This window comes from Actinoplanes oblitus (assembly GCF_030252345.1).
Taxonomy (GTDB): domain Bacteria; phylum Actinomycetota; class Actinomycetes; order Mycobacteriales; family Micromonosporaceae; genus Actinoplanes; species Actinoplanes oblitus.
The window spans coordinates 1330219-1347454 of record NZ_CP126980.1; the positions used below are offsets into that span (position 1 = coordinate 1330219).

Below are 17236 nucleotides of genomic sequence, written 5' to 3' on the forward strand. Positions count from 1 at the left end.
TGAGCGGGCTGTCCGCCGCTGATCATTGGCAGCGGCGGACCGGCCCGATGTTCAGGACCCGTCCACCTCGGGGTCAACTGGGATCGATAGGCATCAGGGCATGACTTCGATCTCACGACGCAACCTGCTGCGAGCCGGGGTGGCCGGTGGCGTGGCCGGCGCCCTCGTCGAGGCTCCGGCGTTCTCCAGCGCCGGCAGCCGGCCGGTGCTCACCCACGGCGTGCAGAGCGGTGACGCCACCGCCGACTCGGCGGTGGTCTGGACCCGGGCGGACCGGCCCGGCCGGCTCTGGGTGCAGGCCAGCCGCCGCCCCGACTTCCGTGGCTCGCGAGTGGTCCGTGGCCCGCTCGTCACCCCGGACACCGACCTCACCGGCAAGGTGCGGCTGCGCGGGCTGCCGGCCGGCGAGAAGGTCTACTACCGGGCCCGGGTGGAGAGCCTGGAGCGGCCGGGACTGTTCAGCCAGCCGGTGGACGGCACCTTCCGTACCGCGCCGACCCGGCGTGGCGACATCAGGTTCGTCTGGACCGGGGACGTGGTGGGGCAGGGCTGGGGCATCGACCCGGCCTTCGGCGGGCTCGAGTTGTTCGACTCGGCGCGGCTGCGCGAGCCGGACTTCCTCCTGCACAGCGGCGACACGGTGTACGCCGACGGCCCGCTGGCGGAGACCGTCACGCTGCCGGACGGCCGGATCTGGCGCAACCGGCTCACCGACGCGAAGCTCAAGGTCGCCGAGACCCTCGACGAGTACCGCGGGCAGTACGCCTACAACCTGCTCGACGACGCGTACAAGCGGTTCACGGCGGCGGTCCCGCAGATCAACCAGTGGGACGACCACGAGGTGCTGAACAACTGGTACCCCGGGGAGATCCTGGAGGACGCCCGGTACACCGAGAAGCGGGTGGACGTGCTGGCCGCCCGGGCGCACCGGGCCTACCACGAGTGGGTGCCCGTCCCGTCGCGCAGCGGGCCGGTCCACCGGAAGATCTCGTACGGGCCGCTGCTCGACATCTTCGTGCTGGACATGCGCACGTTCAAGGACCCGAACACCGACGACACCTACGCCGACCCGAAGCGCGGGCTGCTCGGGCGGGAGCAGCGGCAGTGGCTGATCGACGGCCTGCGGCACAGCCGGGCGACCTGGAAGATCATCGCCAACGACCTGCCGCTCGGCCTGATCGTGCCGGACTCCCCGGCCGGCCAGGAGGGTGTGGCGCAGGGCGACAACGGCGTGCCGCGGGGCCGGGAACTGGAGTTCGCCGAGGTGCTGCGGGCGGCGCACCGGCACGGCGTGACGGGCATCGTGTTCCTGACCGCCGACGTGCACTACACCGCGGCGCACCACTACGACCCGAAGCGGGCCGCGGTGCAGGACTTCGCGCCGTTCTGGGAGTTCGTGTCCGGGCCGGCGCACGCCGGCGCGTTCGGGCCGAACACGCTGGACGGGACGTTCGGGCCGGAGGCGGTCTTCGTGCACGCGCCGCCGGTCGCCAACACCTCGCCGGCGCTGGGCTATCAGCACTTCGGTGAGGTGGAGATCGACGGGCACTCCGGAGCGCTCACCGTGCACCTGCGGGACCGCCAGGGCGCCTCGCTCTGGTCGACCACGCTGCACCCCTGACCGGCCACGGGGTCCGGGCGCACCGCGCCCGGACCCCGCGCCGGTGTGCCGGGGAGCGGCCCGGACCGGCCGGGATGGGCGGCGGTCCGTAGCCGGGACACGGCCCGGATGCCCGCCGGGCGGTCCGGACCGGCGGCGGACCTCGCGGGCCGCCACGGGACTTCGCCCAGCCGTACCGGATCAGGTTTTTGATCTTGATTTTCGGGGGACCGGAATGCGGATGAGGGAAGCCTTCCGGGGCCGGTATCGTTGAGCGGACGCAGGCGACGAACCGGCCATCACCGGGGAGCCTCCGGAAGAACCGGCTTTCGCGAGAAACGCCGTAGTAGAACCGGGCGGATCGGCACGCGCAGCAGCCGGCGAATGAGCGGGCGGGTGACAAACCCGCCAAGCGAGGTGGTACCGCGGGCGTGGAAATGACGCGCTCGTCCTCGCAGTCAGGTCATGACTGTTTGAGGAGCACCATGTATCCGAAGCACACCGACGCGTCGGGCGTTCCGGCCTCGCCGGACCTGCCGGCGGTCGAGCGCGCCGTCCTGAAGCACTGGGCCGAGGACAAGACCTTCGAGGCGTCCGTCGAGCGGCGGCCGGCCGGGGAGAACGGCGCCAACGAGTACGTCTTCTACGACGGGCCGCCCTTCGCGAACGGGCTGCCGCACTACGGGCACCTGTTCACCGGGTACGTGAAGGACGTGGTCCCGCGCTACCAGACGATGCGCGGCAAGCACGTGGAGCGCCGGTTCGGCTGGGACACCCACGGCATGCCGGCCGAGATCGAGGCGGAGAAGCAGCTCGGCATCACCACCAAGGCGCAGATCGTCGAACTCGGCATCGACAAGTTCAACGAGGCCTGCCGCACGTCGGTGCTCGCCTACACCAAGGACTGGGAGGGGTACGTCACCCGCCAGGCCCGCTGGGTGGACTTCGCGAACGACTACAAGACCCTCGACCCCAGTTACATGGAGTCGGTCATGTGGGCGTTCAAGACCCTCCATGACAAAGGCCTGGTGTACGAGGGTTTCCGCGTCCTGGCCTACTGCTACCGGTGTGAGACGCCGCTGTCGAACACCGAGACGCGGATGGACGACGTCTACCGGGACCGGACCGATCCCGCTCTGACGGTGAAGTTCCGGCTCTCCACCGGTGAGGACATCGCGGTGTGGACGACCACGCCGTGGACCCTGCCCTCCAACCTGGCGCTCGCCGTCGGACCCGACATCGAGTACGCGGTGTTGTCCGACGAGTCCGGGCAGAAGCTCATCATGGGTGCCGGGCGGGTGGCCGCCTACGCCAAGGAGCTCGAGGGGTACGAGCCGGTCGGCACGGTGCTGGGCAGCGAGCTCGTCGGCCGCCGGTACACCCCGCTCTTCGACTACCTGCGGGAGCCGGCCGGCGAGAACGCCTTCCAGGTGCTCGGCGCCGACTTCGTCACCACCGAGGACGGCACCGGCGTGGTGCACATGGCGCCCGCGTTCGGTGAGGACGACCAGAACGCCTGCACCGCGGCCGGCATCCCGACGGTGGTCACCGTGGACGAGCAGACCCGGTTCACCTCGCTGGTCCCGGACTTCCAGGGGGTGCAGGTCTTCGACGCGAACAAGCCGGTGATCGCCACGCTCAAGGAGCGCGGCGTGGTGGTGCGGCACGACGGGTACACGCACTCGTACCCGCACTGCTGGCGCTGCGACACCCCGCTGGTCTACAAGGCGGTGTCGTCCTGGTTCGTGGCGGTGACCAGGTTCCGGGACCGGATGGTCGAGCTGAACCAGGAGATCACCTGGACGCCGGCGCACATCAAGGACGGCTCGTTCGGCAAGTGGCTGGCGAACGCGCGGGACTGGTCGATCTCCCGGAACCGGTTCTGGGGCTCGCCGATCCCGGTGTGGAAGTCGGACGACCCGCAGTACCCGCGGGTGGACGTCTACGGGTCCTTCGAGGAGATCTCGCGGGACTTCGGGGTGGCGGTGACCGATCTGCACCGGCCCGGCGTGGACGAGCTGACCCGGCCGAACCCGGACGACCCGACCGGGAAGTCGACGATGCGCCGGGTTCCCGAGGTGCTGGACTGCTGGTTCGAGTCCGGGTCGATGCCGTTCGCCCAGGTGCACTACCCGTTCGAGAACAAGGACTGGTTCGAGCACCACTACCCGGGTGACTTCATCGTGGAGTACATCGGGCAGACGCGCGGCTGGTTCTACACCATGCACGTGCTGGCCACGGCGCTCTTCGACCGGCCGGCGTTCCGGAACTGCCTGAGCCACGGCATCCTGCTGGGCGAGGACGGGCGCAAGATGTCGAAGTCGCTGCGCAACTATCCGGACGTGTACCGGGTGTTCGACACCTACGGGTCGGACGCGATGCGCTGGATGCTGATGTCGTCCCCGGTGCTGCGGGGCGGGGACATGCCGGTCACCGAGACGGCGATCCGGGACTCGGTGCGGCAGGTGCTGTTGCCGCTGTGGAACGTCTGGTACTTCTTCAGCTTGTACGCCAATGCCTCGTCCTACGAGGCGACGTTCCGGACTTCGTCCGAGCACCTGCTCGACCGCTACATCCTCGCCAAGACGGGGGAGCTGGTCACCGAGGTGCGGCGCCAGATGGACGACTACGACATCTCCGGTGCGGCCGGAAGTGTGCGGACCTATCTGGACGCGCTGACCAACTGGTACGTCCGCCGCTCCCGGGACCGCTTCTGGGCGGGCGACGTCGACGCGTTCGACACGCTGGCCACCGTGCTGGAGACCCTCTGCCGGGTGGTGGCCCCGCTGGCTCCGCTCACCGCCGAGGAGGTCTGGCGCGGCCTGACCGGCGAGCGGTCGGTGCACCTGACCGACTGGCCGTCGGCCGACGCGTTCCCGGCCGACCACGACCTGGTCGCCTCGATGGACGCGATCCGGGACGTGGCCTCGGCGGCGCTGTCGCTGCGCAAGGCGAAGGCGCTCCGGGTCCGGCTGCCGCTGGCCAAACTGACGGTGGCGTCGCCGGCCGGCTCGCTCAGCGGGTTCGCCGATCTGCTCAAGGACGAGGTCAACGTCAAGGACGTGGTCTTCACCGACGACGTCGCGGCGTACTGCCAGCAGGTGCTCACCGTGGTGCCCCGGGCGCTCGGCCCGCGCGTCGGCAAGCAGGTCCAGCAGGTCATCAAGGCGGTCAAGTCCGGTGACTGGGAGCTCGTCGACGGCGCCCCGGTCGCGGCCGGGATCACCCTGGCCGAGGGCGAGTACGAGCTGAAGCTGGTCGCCGCGGACGCGGAGAACTCCGCACCGCTGCCGGCCGGTGCCGGCGTCGTCGTGCTGGACGCCGAGGTCACCCCGGAACTGGCCGCCGAGGGACTGGCCCGGGACGTGATCCGGGTGGTCCAGCAGGCCCGCCGGGACGCCGACCTGGACGTCTCGGACCGGATCACGCTGGTGGTGTCCGCGTCGCCGGCGGTCCGCGAGGCGGTCGAGGCGCACCGCGACTTCGTCGCGGGGGAGACCCTGGCCACGTCGCTGACCTTCGGCGAGACCGCCGGGTTCGCCGGCGAGGTCGGCGACGGGGAACAGATCACTGTCGCCGTCACCGCGGTGTGACATAACCGACTGGCCCGGATGTTCGCCTGACGCGGCGAATGTCCGGGCCGGCTTCAAGATCAATAGTCCATCGCGGCCCCGCGTCCGATAACCTCTCCTCACCCCTTGAACTTTGTTTGCCATGGTCTATCGGAGGATGAGTTGCCGCTGCTCTACTCGATCGGCAAGCTCACCGTCGGCAATGCGCTGATGGTGGGTTGGAAGCCGCGCATCGAGGGCCTCGAGCATGTGCCGAAGACCGGCGGCGCGATCTTCGCCGGTAACCACCTCTCGGTCGCCGACGAACTCTTCCTCGGCGCCGCGGTGCCGCGTCACCTGGCGTTCTGGGCCAAGTCCGACTACTTCGTCGGTAAAGGTGTGAAGGGTTTCTTCTCGCGGAAGCTGATGGAGGGCCTGGGCGCGATCCGGGTCGAGCGGGCCGGCGGGCGCGCCGCGCTCACCGCGTTCGACGCCGCCATCCCGGCGCTCAAGTCCGGCGACCTGGTCGCCGTCTACCCCGAGGGCACCCGCTCGCCGGACGGCCGGCTCTACCGCGGGCGCACCGGCGTGGCCCGGCTGGCCGTCGCGGCCGGTGTCCCGATCATCCCGGTCGGCATGCTCGGCACCGAGATCGTGCAGCCGATCGGCCGGCTCGCCCCCAAGCTGATGCGCGGGGTGGTGACCGTCAAGTTCGGCAAGCCGATCGAGACGATCGGCAGGTCCGACGACCGGACCTCGCTGCGCGAGCTCACCGACCAGGTGATGGGCGAGATCCAGAAGCTCACCGGCCAGGAGTACGTGTCACGGTACGCGCCCAAGCGCGCGGAGTGATCACGCTCCGAACTTCGGGGCGAGCAGCTCCCCGCGCAGGCGGGCGACCAGCTCGGCGCTGTCCGCGATCGAGCGCCGGGTGAGCAGGACGGTGGCCATGCTGCCGTGGTCGGCCCAGGTGCAGACCACGGTGGAGGTGCCGTTCAGCCGGCCGGTGCCGCAGCGTTCGTAGGCGCCGGACTCGTCCAGCGGGTAGTCCTGGACGTCGGTGAGCCCGACCTCGTCGGAGACCCGGTCGAGCTGGCGGGTGACGTCCGCGTCCGGGGTGAACCGCCAGCCGGTCACGCCGTACAGGGTGACGCGTTTGCCGTTGCCGTCGCCGTAGACGCCGGCGAACGCGGCGCCACCGGCCCCGGCGGCGCTCAGCTGGTCGGTCAGCCGGTCGAGGGCGCGCTTACTGGCCTGGTCGGCGCGGAGCCGGAGGTCGCCGACGCGGTCGGGCAGCTCGGCGGAGACCGGGAACTGGGCCAGGGCGGGCCAGCGGTCGTAGGCGAACGGGGCGCCGAACCAGAGGCCGGCCAGGATCGCGATGATCAGCAGCAGACGGCGCAGGCGCCGCCCGCGCCGACGTGGACGCGGTGGCCGGCCGGGACGGGCGCCCTCCGGCGGGCGCGGTGGCCATCCGGGGCGGGCGGCCTCCGGCGGGCGTGGCTGGATCGGGACGCGGTTCGGGGTCGCGGCGGGCGGGTTCGCTGCCGGCGTCCTCGCTGCCGGCGTCCTCGTTTTCGGCGTCCTCGTTTTCGGGCGGCGGAACCAGCCGGCTGCCTTCGGCGGGCCGCTCTCTTGCGGTACGGCCGGCAGCGTTCCGTTGAGCGGCGGGCTCTCCCTGGCCTTGGCCGCGATATCGTTCAGCAGTGCCCGGATCTTCCGCTCTTTTTCCGGCAACACCGCCGCGGGTCGCGTGCTCGTCGACGCGTCCAGCCGGGTCGGCGGCATCTCCACCGGGGGGAGCTGCTCGGTCGTCCAGACCGGGGTGTCCTGGCCGGCCCACGGATCCACCGCCGGCATCGTGGCCCAGTGCTCCGGTTCCGGCTCCCCGCTCACCCGCTCGACCAGCCGCTCCCACATCGACCTGCGCGGCACGGTGGCCGGCACCGGAGCCGCCCCGCTCCATCGGTCCGGGACGTGGCTGGTTGGTGGCTCGTCGGAGGAATCGGCCACGCGGGTCGGATCCGTCATTGCTTTCGATCTCCTTCCGCCGTCCGGTGGCGAGCGTCTTCACCCAGGTTAGGGACGGTGTGCCAACGGGACGACGGGCCCGAATCCACCCAGCACGCACGAATGCCGGACAACGAGGGCGATGTGCGGAACGCTGCGGAGTCGTATGGTTACCCGGATCCGACATCTCGGCACCCGGGTGATACCTCTCACCACGGTCCCACCACTCTGTGCACTGGGGAGGGCGCGTACCGCATGAGCAGCACGCAGCGAAACGCCGTCACGATGTCCGGCAACCAGTCCGGGCAGCCGATGCTGTTCGCCCACGGCTACGGGTGCGACCAGAACATGTGGCGGCTGGTCACGCCGGCCTTCGCCGACACCCACAAGCTGGTGCTCTTCGATCACGTGGGGAACGGGAAGTCCGATCTGTCGGCGTACGACGACGCCAAGTACGCCAGCCTGGACGGGTACGCCACCGACGTACTGGAGATCGTCGAGGAGCACGACCTGCGGGACGTGCTGTTCGTCGGGCACTCGGTGAGCTCGATGATCGGCCTGCTGGCGGCGGTCCGGGAACCGGAGCGGTTCGCCGGCGTGGTGATGGTCGGCCCGTCGCCGCGGTACATCGACGACGAGGTGGCCGGTTACGTCGGCGGGTTCGGCCGGGCCGACATCGAGCAGATGCTGGAGTCGCTGGACAGCAACTTCCTCGGCTGGTCCAGCGCGATGGCCCCGGTGATCATGGGTAACCCGGACCGCCCCGAGCTGGGCGAGGAACTGACCAACTCGTTCTGCCGGACCGACCCGGCGATCGCCAAGAAGTTCGCCCGGGTCACCTTCCTCTCGGACAACCGGCGGGACCTGCCGCGGATGCCCGTACCGTCGCTGATCCTGCAGTGTTCGGACGACGTGATCGCGCCCACCGTGGTCGGTGAGTACGTTCACGAGCACACCCCGCACAGCACGTTCGCCGCCCTGAACGCGACGGGGCACTGCCCGAACCTGAGCGCTCCGCAGGAGACGGTTGACGCCATCAAGTCCTGGTTGTAGACAGCGGGCATGATCGGCGGAGCACTGGCGTGAGTGAATCCGGTAGGCCGGACGTGACACAGGAGCTGCGATTGCCCTGGGACGACGATCCCGAGGAGCTGTACGAGCACGCGCCCTGCGGTTACCTGACGACGCTCCCGGACGGCACCGTCGTCCGGGTCAACCAGACGTTCCTGTCCTGGACCGGCTACCACCGTTCCGACCTGATCGGGCACCGGCGGTTCCGTGACCTGCTCACCCCGGGTTGCCAGATCTACCACGAGACCCACTACGCGCCGTTGCTGACGATGCAGGGCGAGGTGCACGAGATCGCCCTGGACGTGGTCTGCGCGGACGGCTCCCGGGTGCCCGTGCTGGTCAACTCGGTGCTGGAACGCGGCCCGGGCGGGGCGCCGCGGGTGATCCGGACCATGGTCTTCAACGCCACCGAGCGGCGCAGCTACGAGAACGAGCTGCTGGCCGCCCGGAACGTCGCGGAGGCCGCGGAGAAGCGGATCCGGGTCCTGCAGCGGATAGTGGCCGACCTGGCCGCCGCGCCCACCGAGGCGGAGGTGGCCGAGGCCGTGGTCCGGGCGCCGGAACAGGCGTTCGAGGCCACCAGCAGCAGCATCTACCTGGTCGATCAGGAGCGCGACCAGCTGATCGCGGTGTCCTCCACCGATCCGATGACCGGCAACTGGGACGACATGCCGCGCTCGTCCCGCCGCGCGGTGGCCGAGGTGGCCCGGCGCGGCGACCTGCACGTGGTGCACAACCTGGCCGAGGCGGCCGAGCACTTCCCGGACCTGGCCGAGACGATGACCCGGTCCGGCCGGCGCACCGTGGTGCTGCTGCCGCTGACCACCGGCCCGATCGAGGACCAGGCCGGGGTGGTGGTGCTCGGCGTGCTGGCGTTCAGCTTCGCCGACGAGCGGGTGCTGAGCCCCGGCGAGCTGCGGGTGATCCGGCTGCTCGGCCAGCAGGCCGGCCAGGCGCTGGACCGGGCCCGGCTCTACGACGACGTCCGCCGCCGCGAGGAGCGGGCGGCCTTCCTGGCCGGTGTCACCCGGGCGCTGGACGAGGAGCACCGGCTGTTGCAGCGCAGCCGCCGGCTGGTCGAGCAGGTGGTACCGGACATCGCGGACTGGGCCGCGGTGCGGTTGCACGTCGGCCCGGCCGGGCTGCGCGAGGAGGCCGGCGGCCCGCCGCCGGACCAGGAGCTGCTGGCCGAACGGATCGCCGGCGCCACCCACGCGGCGGCGCCGGTCTTCGCCACCGAGGGGGACCGGCTGGACTGCACGGTGCTGCCGCTGACCGCGCGCGGGCGGGTGCTGGGCACCCTGTCGCTGCGGATGGCGCCGGACCGGCGCGGCGCCGAGGCGGAGCGGGCGTTCCTGGCCGATCTGGCCGACCGGGCCGGCCTGGCGCTCGAGAACGCCCGGCTCTACGAGCAGGAACGCGCGATCGCCCAGTCCCTGCAGCGCAGCCTGCTCGCCACCGATCTGCCCTCCGGCGACCCGCGGTTCGCGGTGGAGACCCACTACCAGGCCGGCGGGCTCGACCTGGAGGTCGGCGGCGACTGGTTCGACGCCTTCCTGATCACCCCGAACCGGCTGGCCGTGGTGGTCGGCGACGTGGTCGGCAGGGGTCTCGAGGCGGCCAGCACGATGGGCCAGCTGCGCAGCGCGATCCGGGCCCTGGCGACCCAGGAGAGCGGTCCGGCCCGGCTGCTGGAGGGGCTGGACCGGTTCTGCCAGCGGGTCGAGTCGGCGCGGATGGCCACCGTGGTCTACGCCGAGGTCGACCTGGAGGCGTGCGAGCTGGTCTACGCCTGCGCCGGGCACCTGCCGCCGCTGCTGCACCAGCCGGCCGGCTCCGCCGAGTTCCTGCTGCAGGCCCGCTCCGGCCCGCTCGGCTCGCGTGCCGCCGACCTGCGCCGCACCGAGCACCGGGTGAGCCTGTCACCGGGCAGCCGCCTGCTGCTCTACACCGACGGCCTGGTGGAGCGCCGGGACCGGCCGATCGACAGGGGCTTCGAGGTGCTCAACCGGGCGTTCAGCCGGCTGCGTGGCGCCCCGCTGAAAGGCCTCACCGCCGGCCTGGCCGACACCATGGTGGGCCGCGAGAACGCCGACGACGTCTGCCTGCTCTGCCTGACGCTGGGCGTCGAGGAGCGGCTGGAGCGCTCGCTCGGCGCCGACCCGCTGCAGATCGCGCTGCTCCGCTCCGACCTGCGGGCCTGGATGATCGGGCAGGGCGTGGACGAGGATTGTCTGAACGCGGTGCTGCTGGGCTGTTCCGAGGCGGTGGCGAACGCCATCGAGCACGGGTACCGCAACGATCCGTTCGGCGTGGTGGACGTGTCCGCCACGATCACCGCGGACGCGGTGGAGGTCCGGGTCTTCGACCGCGGCAGCTGGCGCGGCCCCGGCCACTCGCGCGGGCGCGGCCTGAGGCTGATCGAGGAATCGATGGACGAGGTGTTGTTCGACAGGGCTGACGGGACCACGGTGACCATGCGCCGGCATCGGGGAGATGGGCTCTCATGACGGATCAGTGGGTGACGTTCTCCAAGATCGGGCCCGCCGAGGCGGTCCATCTGAAGGGTGAGATCGACCTGGCGAACGCCCACGCCATCGGCCGGGCGATAGTGGCCCGCACCACGGCGGCCGACGCCGTGCTGATCGACCTGACCGCCGTCTCGTTCCTGGACAGCGCCGGGGTGCGGCTGCTCGACCTGATCGTCGGCGAGCTGGACGAACGCGGCAAACCGATCCGGCTGGTGGTCGGCGAGCGCGGTGCGGCCCGGATGACGCTGCAGCTCTGCGCGTTCCGTACCGATCTGTTCGCCGTCGATCTGGACCATGCCGCTGCGGAACTGGCTGGCTAGACCCTCGCGTACGCTGGACACCCATGAGCGTGAGTTCCGTCTTCCCGCAGCTCGAGCAGCTACTGCCCCGGGTCAGCAAACCGATCCAGTACGTGGGCGGCGAGCTCGGCGCCGTTGTCAAGGACTGGGACGCCACCGTCGTCCGGTGGGCGCTGATGTACCCCGACGCCTATGAGGTCGGCCTGCCCAACCAGGGCGTGCAGATCCTCTACGAGGTGCTCAACGAGCAGCCGGACGTGCTGGCCGAGCGGACCTACTCGGTCTGGCCCGACCTCGAGGCGCTGATGAAGGAGAACGGGGTTCCCCAGTTCACCGTCGACGCGCATCGTCCGGTCCGGGCGTTCGACGTCCTCGGTCTGTCGTTCGCCACCGAGCTCGGCTACACCAACATGCTCAGCGCCCTCGACCTGGCCGGGATCCCGCTGGAGAGCAAGGACCGTACGGTCGAGGACCCGATCGTGCTGGCCGGTGGCCACGCCAGCTTCAACCCGGAGCCGATCGCCGACTTCATCGACGCCGCGGTGCTGGGCGACGGCGAGGAGGCCGTCCTGGAGATCACCGGGATCATCCGGGAGTGGAAGGCCGAGGGCTGCCCCGGCGGGCGGGACGAGATCCTGCTGCGCCTGGCGCGGACCGAGAGCATCTACGTGCCGCGGTTCTACGACGTCGACTACCTGCCCGACGGCCGGATCCAGCGTGTCGTGCCGAACCGTCCGGATGTCCCGTTCCGGGTGGCCAAGCGGACGACGATGGACCTGGACGCCTGGCCGTACCCGAAGAAGCCGCTGGTCCCGCTCGCCGAGACGGTGCACGAGCGGTACGCCGTGGAGATCTTCCGGGGCTGCACCCGGGGTTGCCGGTTCTGCCAGGCCGGCATGATCACCCGCCCGGTGCGGGAGCGGTCGATCACCACCGTCGGCCAGATGGTCAAGGAGGGCCTGGAGTTCTCCGGGTACAGCGAGGTCGGCCTGCTCTCGCTCTCCAGCGCCGACCACTCGGAGATCGGCGACATGTGCTCCGGGCTGGCCGAGCAGTACAAGGACACCAACGTCTCGCTGTCGCTGCCGTCCACCCGGGTCGACGCGTTCAACATCGATCTGGCCCAGGAGCTGTCCCGCAACGGGCGGCGCACCGGCCTCACCTTCGCGCCGGAGGGCGGCTCGGAACGGATCCGCAAGGTCATCAACAAGATGGTGACCAAGGAGGACCTGATCCGGACCGTGGTCACGGCGTACTCGAACGGCTGGCGCCAGGTGAAGCTGTACTTCATGTGCGGCCTGCCCAGCGAGACCGACGAGGACGTGCTGGAGATCGCCGAGATGGCGCACGAGGTGATCCGGGCCGGCCGCGAGGCCGCCGGCACCAAGGACATCCGGTGCACGGTGTCGATCGGCGGTTTCGTGCCGAAACCGCACACCCCGTTCCAGTGGGCGAAAATGGACACGCCCGAGGTCATCGACGGCCGCCTCAAGATGCTCAAGCAGGCGATCAACAGTGACCGTTCGCTGGGCCGGGCGATCGGTTTCCGCTATCACGACGGCGAGCCGTCGCTGATCGAGGGCCTGCTGTCCCGCGGCGACCGCCGGGTCGGCGCGGTCATCCGCACGGTCTGGGAGAAGGGCGGCCGGTTCGACGGCTGGTCCGAGCACTTCTCCTACGCCCGATGGGTCGAGGCCGCCGCGGAGGCTCTCGCGCCGTTCGGCGTCGACCTCGACTGGTACACCACCCGCGAGCGCGAGGAGGCCGAGGTCCTGCCCTGGGACCACCTCGACTCCGGCCTCGACAAGGACTGGCTCTGGCAGGACTGGCAGGACTCGATGAGCGAGTTCGAGCAGGACGACTGCCGCTGGACCCCGTGCTTCGACTGCGGCGTGTGCCCGTCGATGGACACCGAGATCCAGATCGGCCCGACCGGTAAGAAGCTGCTTCCCCTGACCCCGGTGAACGGACTGCGGGTCCCCGCTTAGGAGTTCGAGATTCCCCCGAAGAACCAGCCCGTGGGCGGTCAGGCCCCGGTCGTGCAGCGGATCCGCCTTCGCTATGCGAAGCGCGGACCGCTGCGCTTCACCTCGCACCGCGACTTCGCCCGCGCCTTCGAGCGCGCGCTGCGCCGCGCCGGTGTGCCGATCGCCTTCTCCCAGGGTTTCACCCCACACCCCAAGATTTCGTACGCCAGTGCCGCGCCCACCGGCGTCGGCAGCGAGGCCGAGTACCTCGAGATCGGCCTGCAAGCCGAGGTCGACCCGGAGCAGCTGAGGGTCGCCCTGGACGCGGCCCTCTCGCCGGGCCTGGACGTGCTGGAGGCGGTCCGGGCCGGCGAGGGCAGCCTGGCCGACCGGATCGACGCCTCCCGCTGGCGCCTGGAGCTGTTCGAGGTCGATCCGGCCGCCGCGCGCGACGCGGTGGCCGCCTTCCTCGCCGCCGACGAGGTGCTGGTCGAACGCATGACCAAACAGGGTCGCCGGTCGTTCGACGCGCGCGCGGCGGTGAATCGGTGCATGGTGGTAGGAGAGCCGGACCTACCTTCCGGGGCCGGTGGAGTACCGTGTGCGATAATCGACCTTGTCGTACGGCAGGTAACGCCCGCTGTACGGCCCGATGACGTCCTTTCCGGCCTGCGCGTGGTGGCTGGCCTGGAGCCGCCGGTTCCCCCTCGGGTAACCCGGCTGGCCCAGGGCACACTCACCGCGCAGGGGGAGATCGTCGATCCGTTGGAGGCGGATCGCGAGGCCGTCGGCATCGGCGAGCGCTGACCGGATTCCGGCCGGCGTTCATTGACAGACTTCGGCAGCCCGTCCGGCTCGGACGGGCCCGAAACACTTGCAGCGACCCTGCGTGGCAGCGCTCACCCGCGCCCGGGGCCGCCAGAACTGGAGAGCGCCCATGCTCGATAACGAGCCCCCAGCCAACCTGGGAGAACAGGGCGGCGAACGGGACGGGGCGGTCACGCCGCCCGCCGATGCCGCCACCGCTACCACCCCGGCCCGCCGCGCGCGGACCACGCGGCGAAAAGCGGCCGCGCCGCCGGCGGAGGCCGAGCCGGCCGCTGCCACCGCGCAGGGGGACGCGGGCGCCGAGCCCGCTGACACTCCGGCCCCGGTGAAAAAGGCCACTCGCAGCCGCCGCAAGGCGGTGCCCGCGGCGGCCCCCGCCGAGGAACCGGCTGCTTCCACCTCCGACGACTCCTCCTCCGTCGGTGCCGCCGCTTCCGTTCCCGCCTCCGCCTCCGCCTCCGCCGCGGAGCCGGTCGCGGAGCCCGCTCCGGCGCCGGTGAAAAAGGCCACTCGCAGCCGCCGCAAGGCGGTGCCCGCGGCGGCCCCGGTCGAGGAGCCGGTCGCGCCCGCCCCGGTCGGGGAGCTCGCCGCGGCCACCCCGGCGGAGGAGCCGGTCGTGCCCGCCCCGGTCGAGGAGCCGGTCGCGGCCGAGGAGCCGGCCGAGGCCGAGGAGGAGAAGCCCGCCGACGTTCCGGTGGTCGGCATCCTCCCGCTGGACGACGACTTCGTCGAGGAGCAGCCCGCCGGGCCCCGCCGGGCCCGCCGCGCCGCGCTGCCCCCGGCCGTGCTGTTCATGCCGCCCGAGGCGGAGACCCCGCCCGCGCCCGCGCCGGTGAGCCGGCGCCGCCGCCCGGTCGCCGACCCGCTCGCGCCGGTCGCCGCCGCCGAGCCCGCCGCGACCCAGGCCGCCGAGGTTGCGGCGGAGGCCGTGGCCGAGGTCACCGACGAGGCAGTGACCGAGGAGCCCGCCGAGGGCACCCGGCGCAGCCGCCGCCGTCGCCGGGGTGCCGCCGAGGAGCCGGTGGCCGAGCCGGCCGCCGTCGAGCCGGCCGAGCAGCCGGTGCTGGACGAGATCGACGAGGGCGCCGACGACGTCGAGGACGGCGCCGAGGACGACGACGACGAGGCCGGTGGCCGCCGTCGCCGCCGGCGTGGCCGCCGCGGCCGGGGCCGGGGCAAGGGCCCGTCCGACGAGGCCGAGGACGGCGACGCGGAGTCCGAGGACGAGGGCGACGCCGAGGCGTCCGCCGACGACGAGGCCGAGGACGAGGAGACCGAGGACGGCGAGGGTGGCGTGACCCGCCGGCGCCGCCGTCGTCGCCGCAAGGGTTCCGGCGGGGACGCCGAGACCGGCGGCATCGAGGACGGCGTGCACACCGTCGTCCGGGTTCGTGAGCCGCGCCGCACCGACGAGGTGCAGGGCGTCTCCGGGTCGACCCGGCTGGAGGCCAAGCGCCAGCGCCGCCGGGACGGCCGTGAGCAGCGCCGTACCCGCCCGCCGATCCTGAGCGAGTCGGAGTTCCTGGCTCGCCGTGAGGCGGTGGACCGCGTCATGGTGGTCCGGCAGAAGGCCGACCGCACCCAGATCGCGGTGCTCGAGGACGGCATCCTGGTCGAGCACTACGTCGCCCGGGCCACCTCCGGCACCATGGTCGGCAACGTGTACCTGGGCAAGGTGCAGAACGTGCTGCCCAGCATGGAGGCCGCCTTCGTCGACGTCGGCCGGGGCCGCAACGCGGTGCTGTACGCCGGCGAGGTGAACTGGGACGCCACCGGGCTGGAGGGCCGGGCCCGCTCGATCGAGCAGGCGCTGCGCTCCGGCGACTCGGTGCTGGTGCAGGTCACCAAGGACCCGCTCGGTCACAAGGGTGCCCGGCTGACCAGCCACATCGCGCTCTCCGGCCGGCACCTGGTCTACGTGCCGAACGGCAACGCCTCCGGGATCAGCCGCAAGCTGCCGGACACCGAGCGCAAGCGGCTCCGGGACATCCTGAAGAAGCTGGTACCGGACGGCGCGGGCGTGATCGTCCGGACCGCCGCCGAGGGTGCCAGCGAGGACGAGCTGGCCCGCGACGTGAAGCGGCTGCAGGCGCAGTGGGAGGACATCCAGGCCAAGGCCGCCGACGGTAACGCCCCGCGGGCCCTCTCCGAGGAGCCCGACCTGGTGATCCGGGTGGTCCGGGACCTCTTCAACGAGGACTTCCGCGAGCTGGTGGTGCAGGGCGAGCAGGCGTACGCCGAGGTGGAGAGCTACCTCCACTCGGTCTCGCCGGACCTGGTCGAGCGGCTGCACCGGCACACCGGGATGGCCGACGTCTTCGCCGAGCACCGGATCGACGAGCAGATCCTCAAGGGCCTGGACCGCAAGGTCTTCCTGCCGTCCGGCGGTCACCTGGTGATCGACCGGACCGAGGCGATGACGGTGGTCGACGTCAACACCGGTAAGTACACCGGCGCGGGCGGCAACCTCGAGGAGACGGTCACCCGCAACAACCTGGAGGCGGCCGAGGAGATCGTGCGTCAGCTGCGGCTGCGCGACCTCGGCGGCATCGTGGTGATCGACTTCATCGACATGGTGCTGGAGAGCAACCGGGAGCTGGTGCTGCGCCGGCTGACCGAGTGCCTGGGCCGGGACCGGACCAAGCACCAGGTCACCGAGATCACCTCGCTCGGCCTGGTGCAGATGACCCGCAAGCGGATCGGTGCCGGCCTGCTCGAGGCGTTCAGCGAGACCTGCGACCACTGCAAGGGCCGGGGCGTGCTGATCCACCCCGAGCCGGTGCCGGAGAAGCGGTCCAACGGTGGCGGCGGCGGCAACGGTGGCGGCGGCGCGAGCACCCAGGTGAAGGCGGTGGCGGCGGCCGCGCGTACCGAGGCCCCGGCACAGCCGGCGGCGGCCACCGGCCGGTCGCGGCGGCGCCGTGGCGGCGAGCCCGCGCCGGTGGAGCAGCCGGTTCAGGCCGAGCCGCTGGTCCAGGCCGAGCCTCCGGTGATCGAGCCGGCGCCGGCCCTGGAGGCCGAGGCCGAGCAGGCGGGTCCGGCGGCGGAGGTGGCCGAGATGCCACCGGCGCCGGAGGCTCCGGTCGCTCCGGTGGCCGGTTCCGGCGTGATCCGCTCCGGGGTGATCCGTGCGGCGCGGCCGGCGCTGACCACGTCGGACGACGACGAATACGACATGAGCGGTTACGACCTGTCCCGGTACGAGACGGCGGAGGCCGACGACGCGGATCTCCCGGACGACCAGGAGCCGATGCGGCTGGTCGGCGCGGACGACCCGGACGCCGCCGAGGAGGACGAGGACGACGACGGGGTGGGCGCCGGTACCGGCCGTCGCCGGTCCCGCCGTGGTGGGGCTCGTCGCCGCACCCGTCCCTGAGCT

10 protein-coding genes are annotated in these 17236 nt (G+C 71.7%); 9 read left to right on the forward strand and 1 reads right to left on the reverse strand.

Features of this window, described 5'->3' with window-relative positions:
- The first annotated feature begins 100 nt into the window (after window positions 1-100).
- The 3 genes from Actob_RS06015 to Actob_RS06025 all read left to right on the forward strand — a co-directional run bounded on the left by Actob_RS06015 (window position 101) and on the right by Actob_RS06025 (window position 6003).
- On the forward strand, window positions 101-1621 hold the full coding sequence (locus tag Actob_RS06015; RefSeq protein ID WP_284919054.1) for an alkaline phosphatase D family protein: 1521 nt from the start codon (window positions 101-103) through the stop codon (window positions 1619-1621).
- 464 nt (window positions 1622-2085) lie between these two features.
- The gene (ileS, locus tag Actob_RS06020; protein WP_284919055.1) at window positions 2086-5193 is read left to right on the forward strand and encodes an isoleucine--tRNA ligase; all 3108 of its coding nucleotides are present in this window, start codon (window positions 2086-2088) and stop codon (window positions 5191-5193) included.
- Between the two features lie 141 nt (window positions 5194-5334).
- Window positions 5335-6003: a lysophospholipid acyltransferase family protein gene (locus Actob_RS06025; RefSeq protein WP_284919056.1), complete on the forward strand. Its 669-nt coding sequence runs from the start codon at window positions 5335-5337 to the stop codon at window positions 6001-6003.
- Here Actob_RS06025 and Actob_RS06030 read toward each other — a convergent pair whose 3' ends face one another.
- Complete coding sequence (locus Actob_RS06030; protein WP_284919057.1) at window positions 6004-7182, reverse strand: hypothetical protein; 1179 nt, start codon at window positions 7180-7182, stop codon at window positions 6004-6006.
- Window positions 7183-7416: 234 nt separating this feature from the next.
- Between Actob_RS06030 and Actob_RS06035 the strand changes: the two genes are divergently transcribed.
- The 6 genes from Actob_RS06035 (at window position 7417) to Actob_RS06060 (ending at window position 17233) form a co-directional block, all read left to right on the forward strand.
- On the forward strand, window positions 7417-8214 hold the full coding sequence (locus Actob_RS06035; RefSeq protein ID WP_284919058.1) for an alpha/beta fold hydrolase: 798 nt from the start codon (window positions 7417-7419) through the stop codon (window positions 8212-8214).
- A gap of 29 nt (window positions 8215-8243) precedes the next feature.
- Complete coding sequence (locus Actob_RS06040) at window positions 8244-10742, forward strand: SpoIIE family protein phosphatase (RefSeq protein ID WP_284919059.1); 2499 nt, start codon at window positions 8244-8246, stop codon at window positions 10740-10742.
- Entirely contained in the window at window positions 10739-11083 is a 345-nt protein-coding gene (locus Actob_RS06045; protein WP_284919060.1) for an STAS domain-containing protein, read from the forward strand. The genes Actob_RS06040 and Actob_RS06045 overlap by 4 nt, the downstream gene beginning before the upstream one ends.
- A gap of 23 nt (window positions 11084-11106) precedes the next feature.
- Window positions 11107-13050 carry a TIGR03960 family B12-binding radical SAM protein gene (locus Actob_RS06050; RefSeq protein WP_284919061.1) on the forward strand — a complete coding sequence of 648 codons (1944 nt, stop codon included), beginning with the start codon at window positions 11107-11109 and terminating at the stop codon, window positions 13048-13050.
- 51 nt (window positions 13051-13101) lie between these two features.
- Window positions 13102-13836, forward strand: a complete 735-nt coding sequence (locus Actob_RS06055; RefSeq protein ID WP_284922247.1) for a TIGR03936 family radical SAM-associated protein — start codon at window positions 13102-13104, stop codon at window positions 13834-13836.
- A gap of 130 nt (window positions 13837-13966) precedes the next feature.
- Window positions 13967-17233: an Rne/Rng family ribonuclease gene (locus tag Actob_RS06060; RefSeq protein ID WP_284919062.1), complete on the forward strand. Its 3267-nt coding sequence runs from the start codon at window positions 13967-13969 to the stop codon at window positions 17231-17233.
- The last annotated feature ends 3 nt before the right edge of the window (window positions 17234-17236 follow it).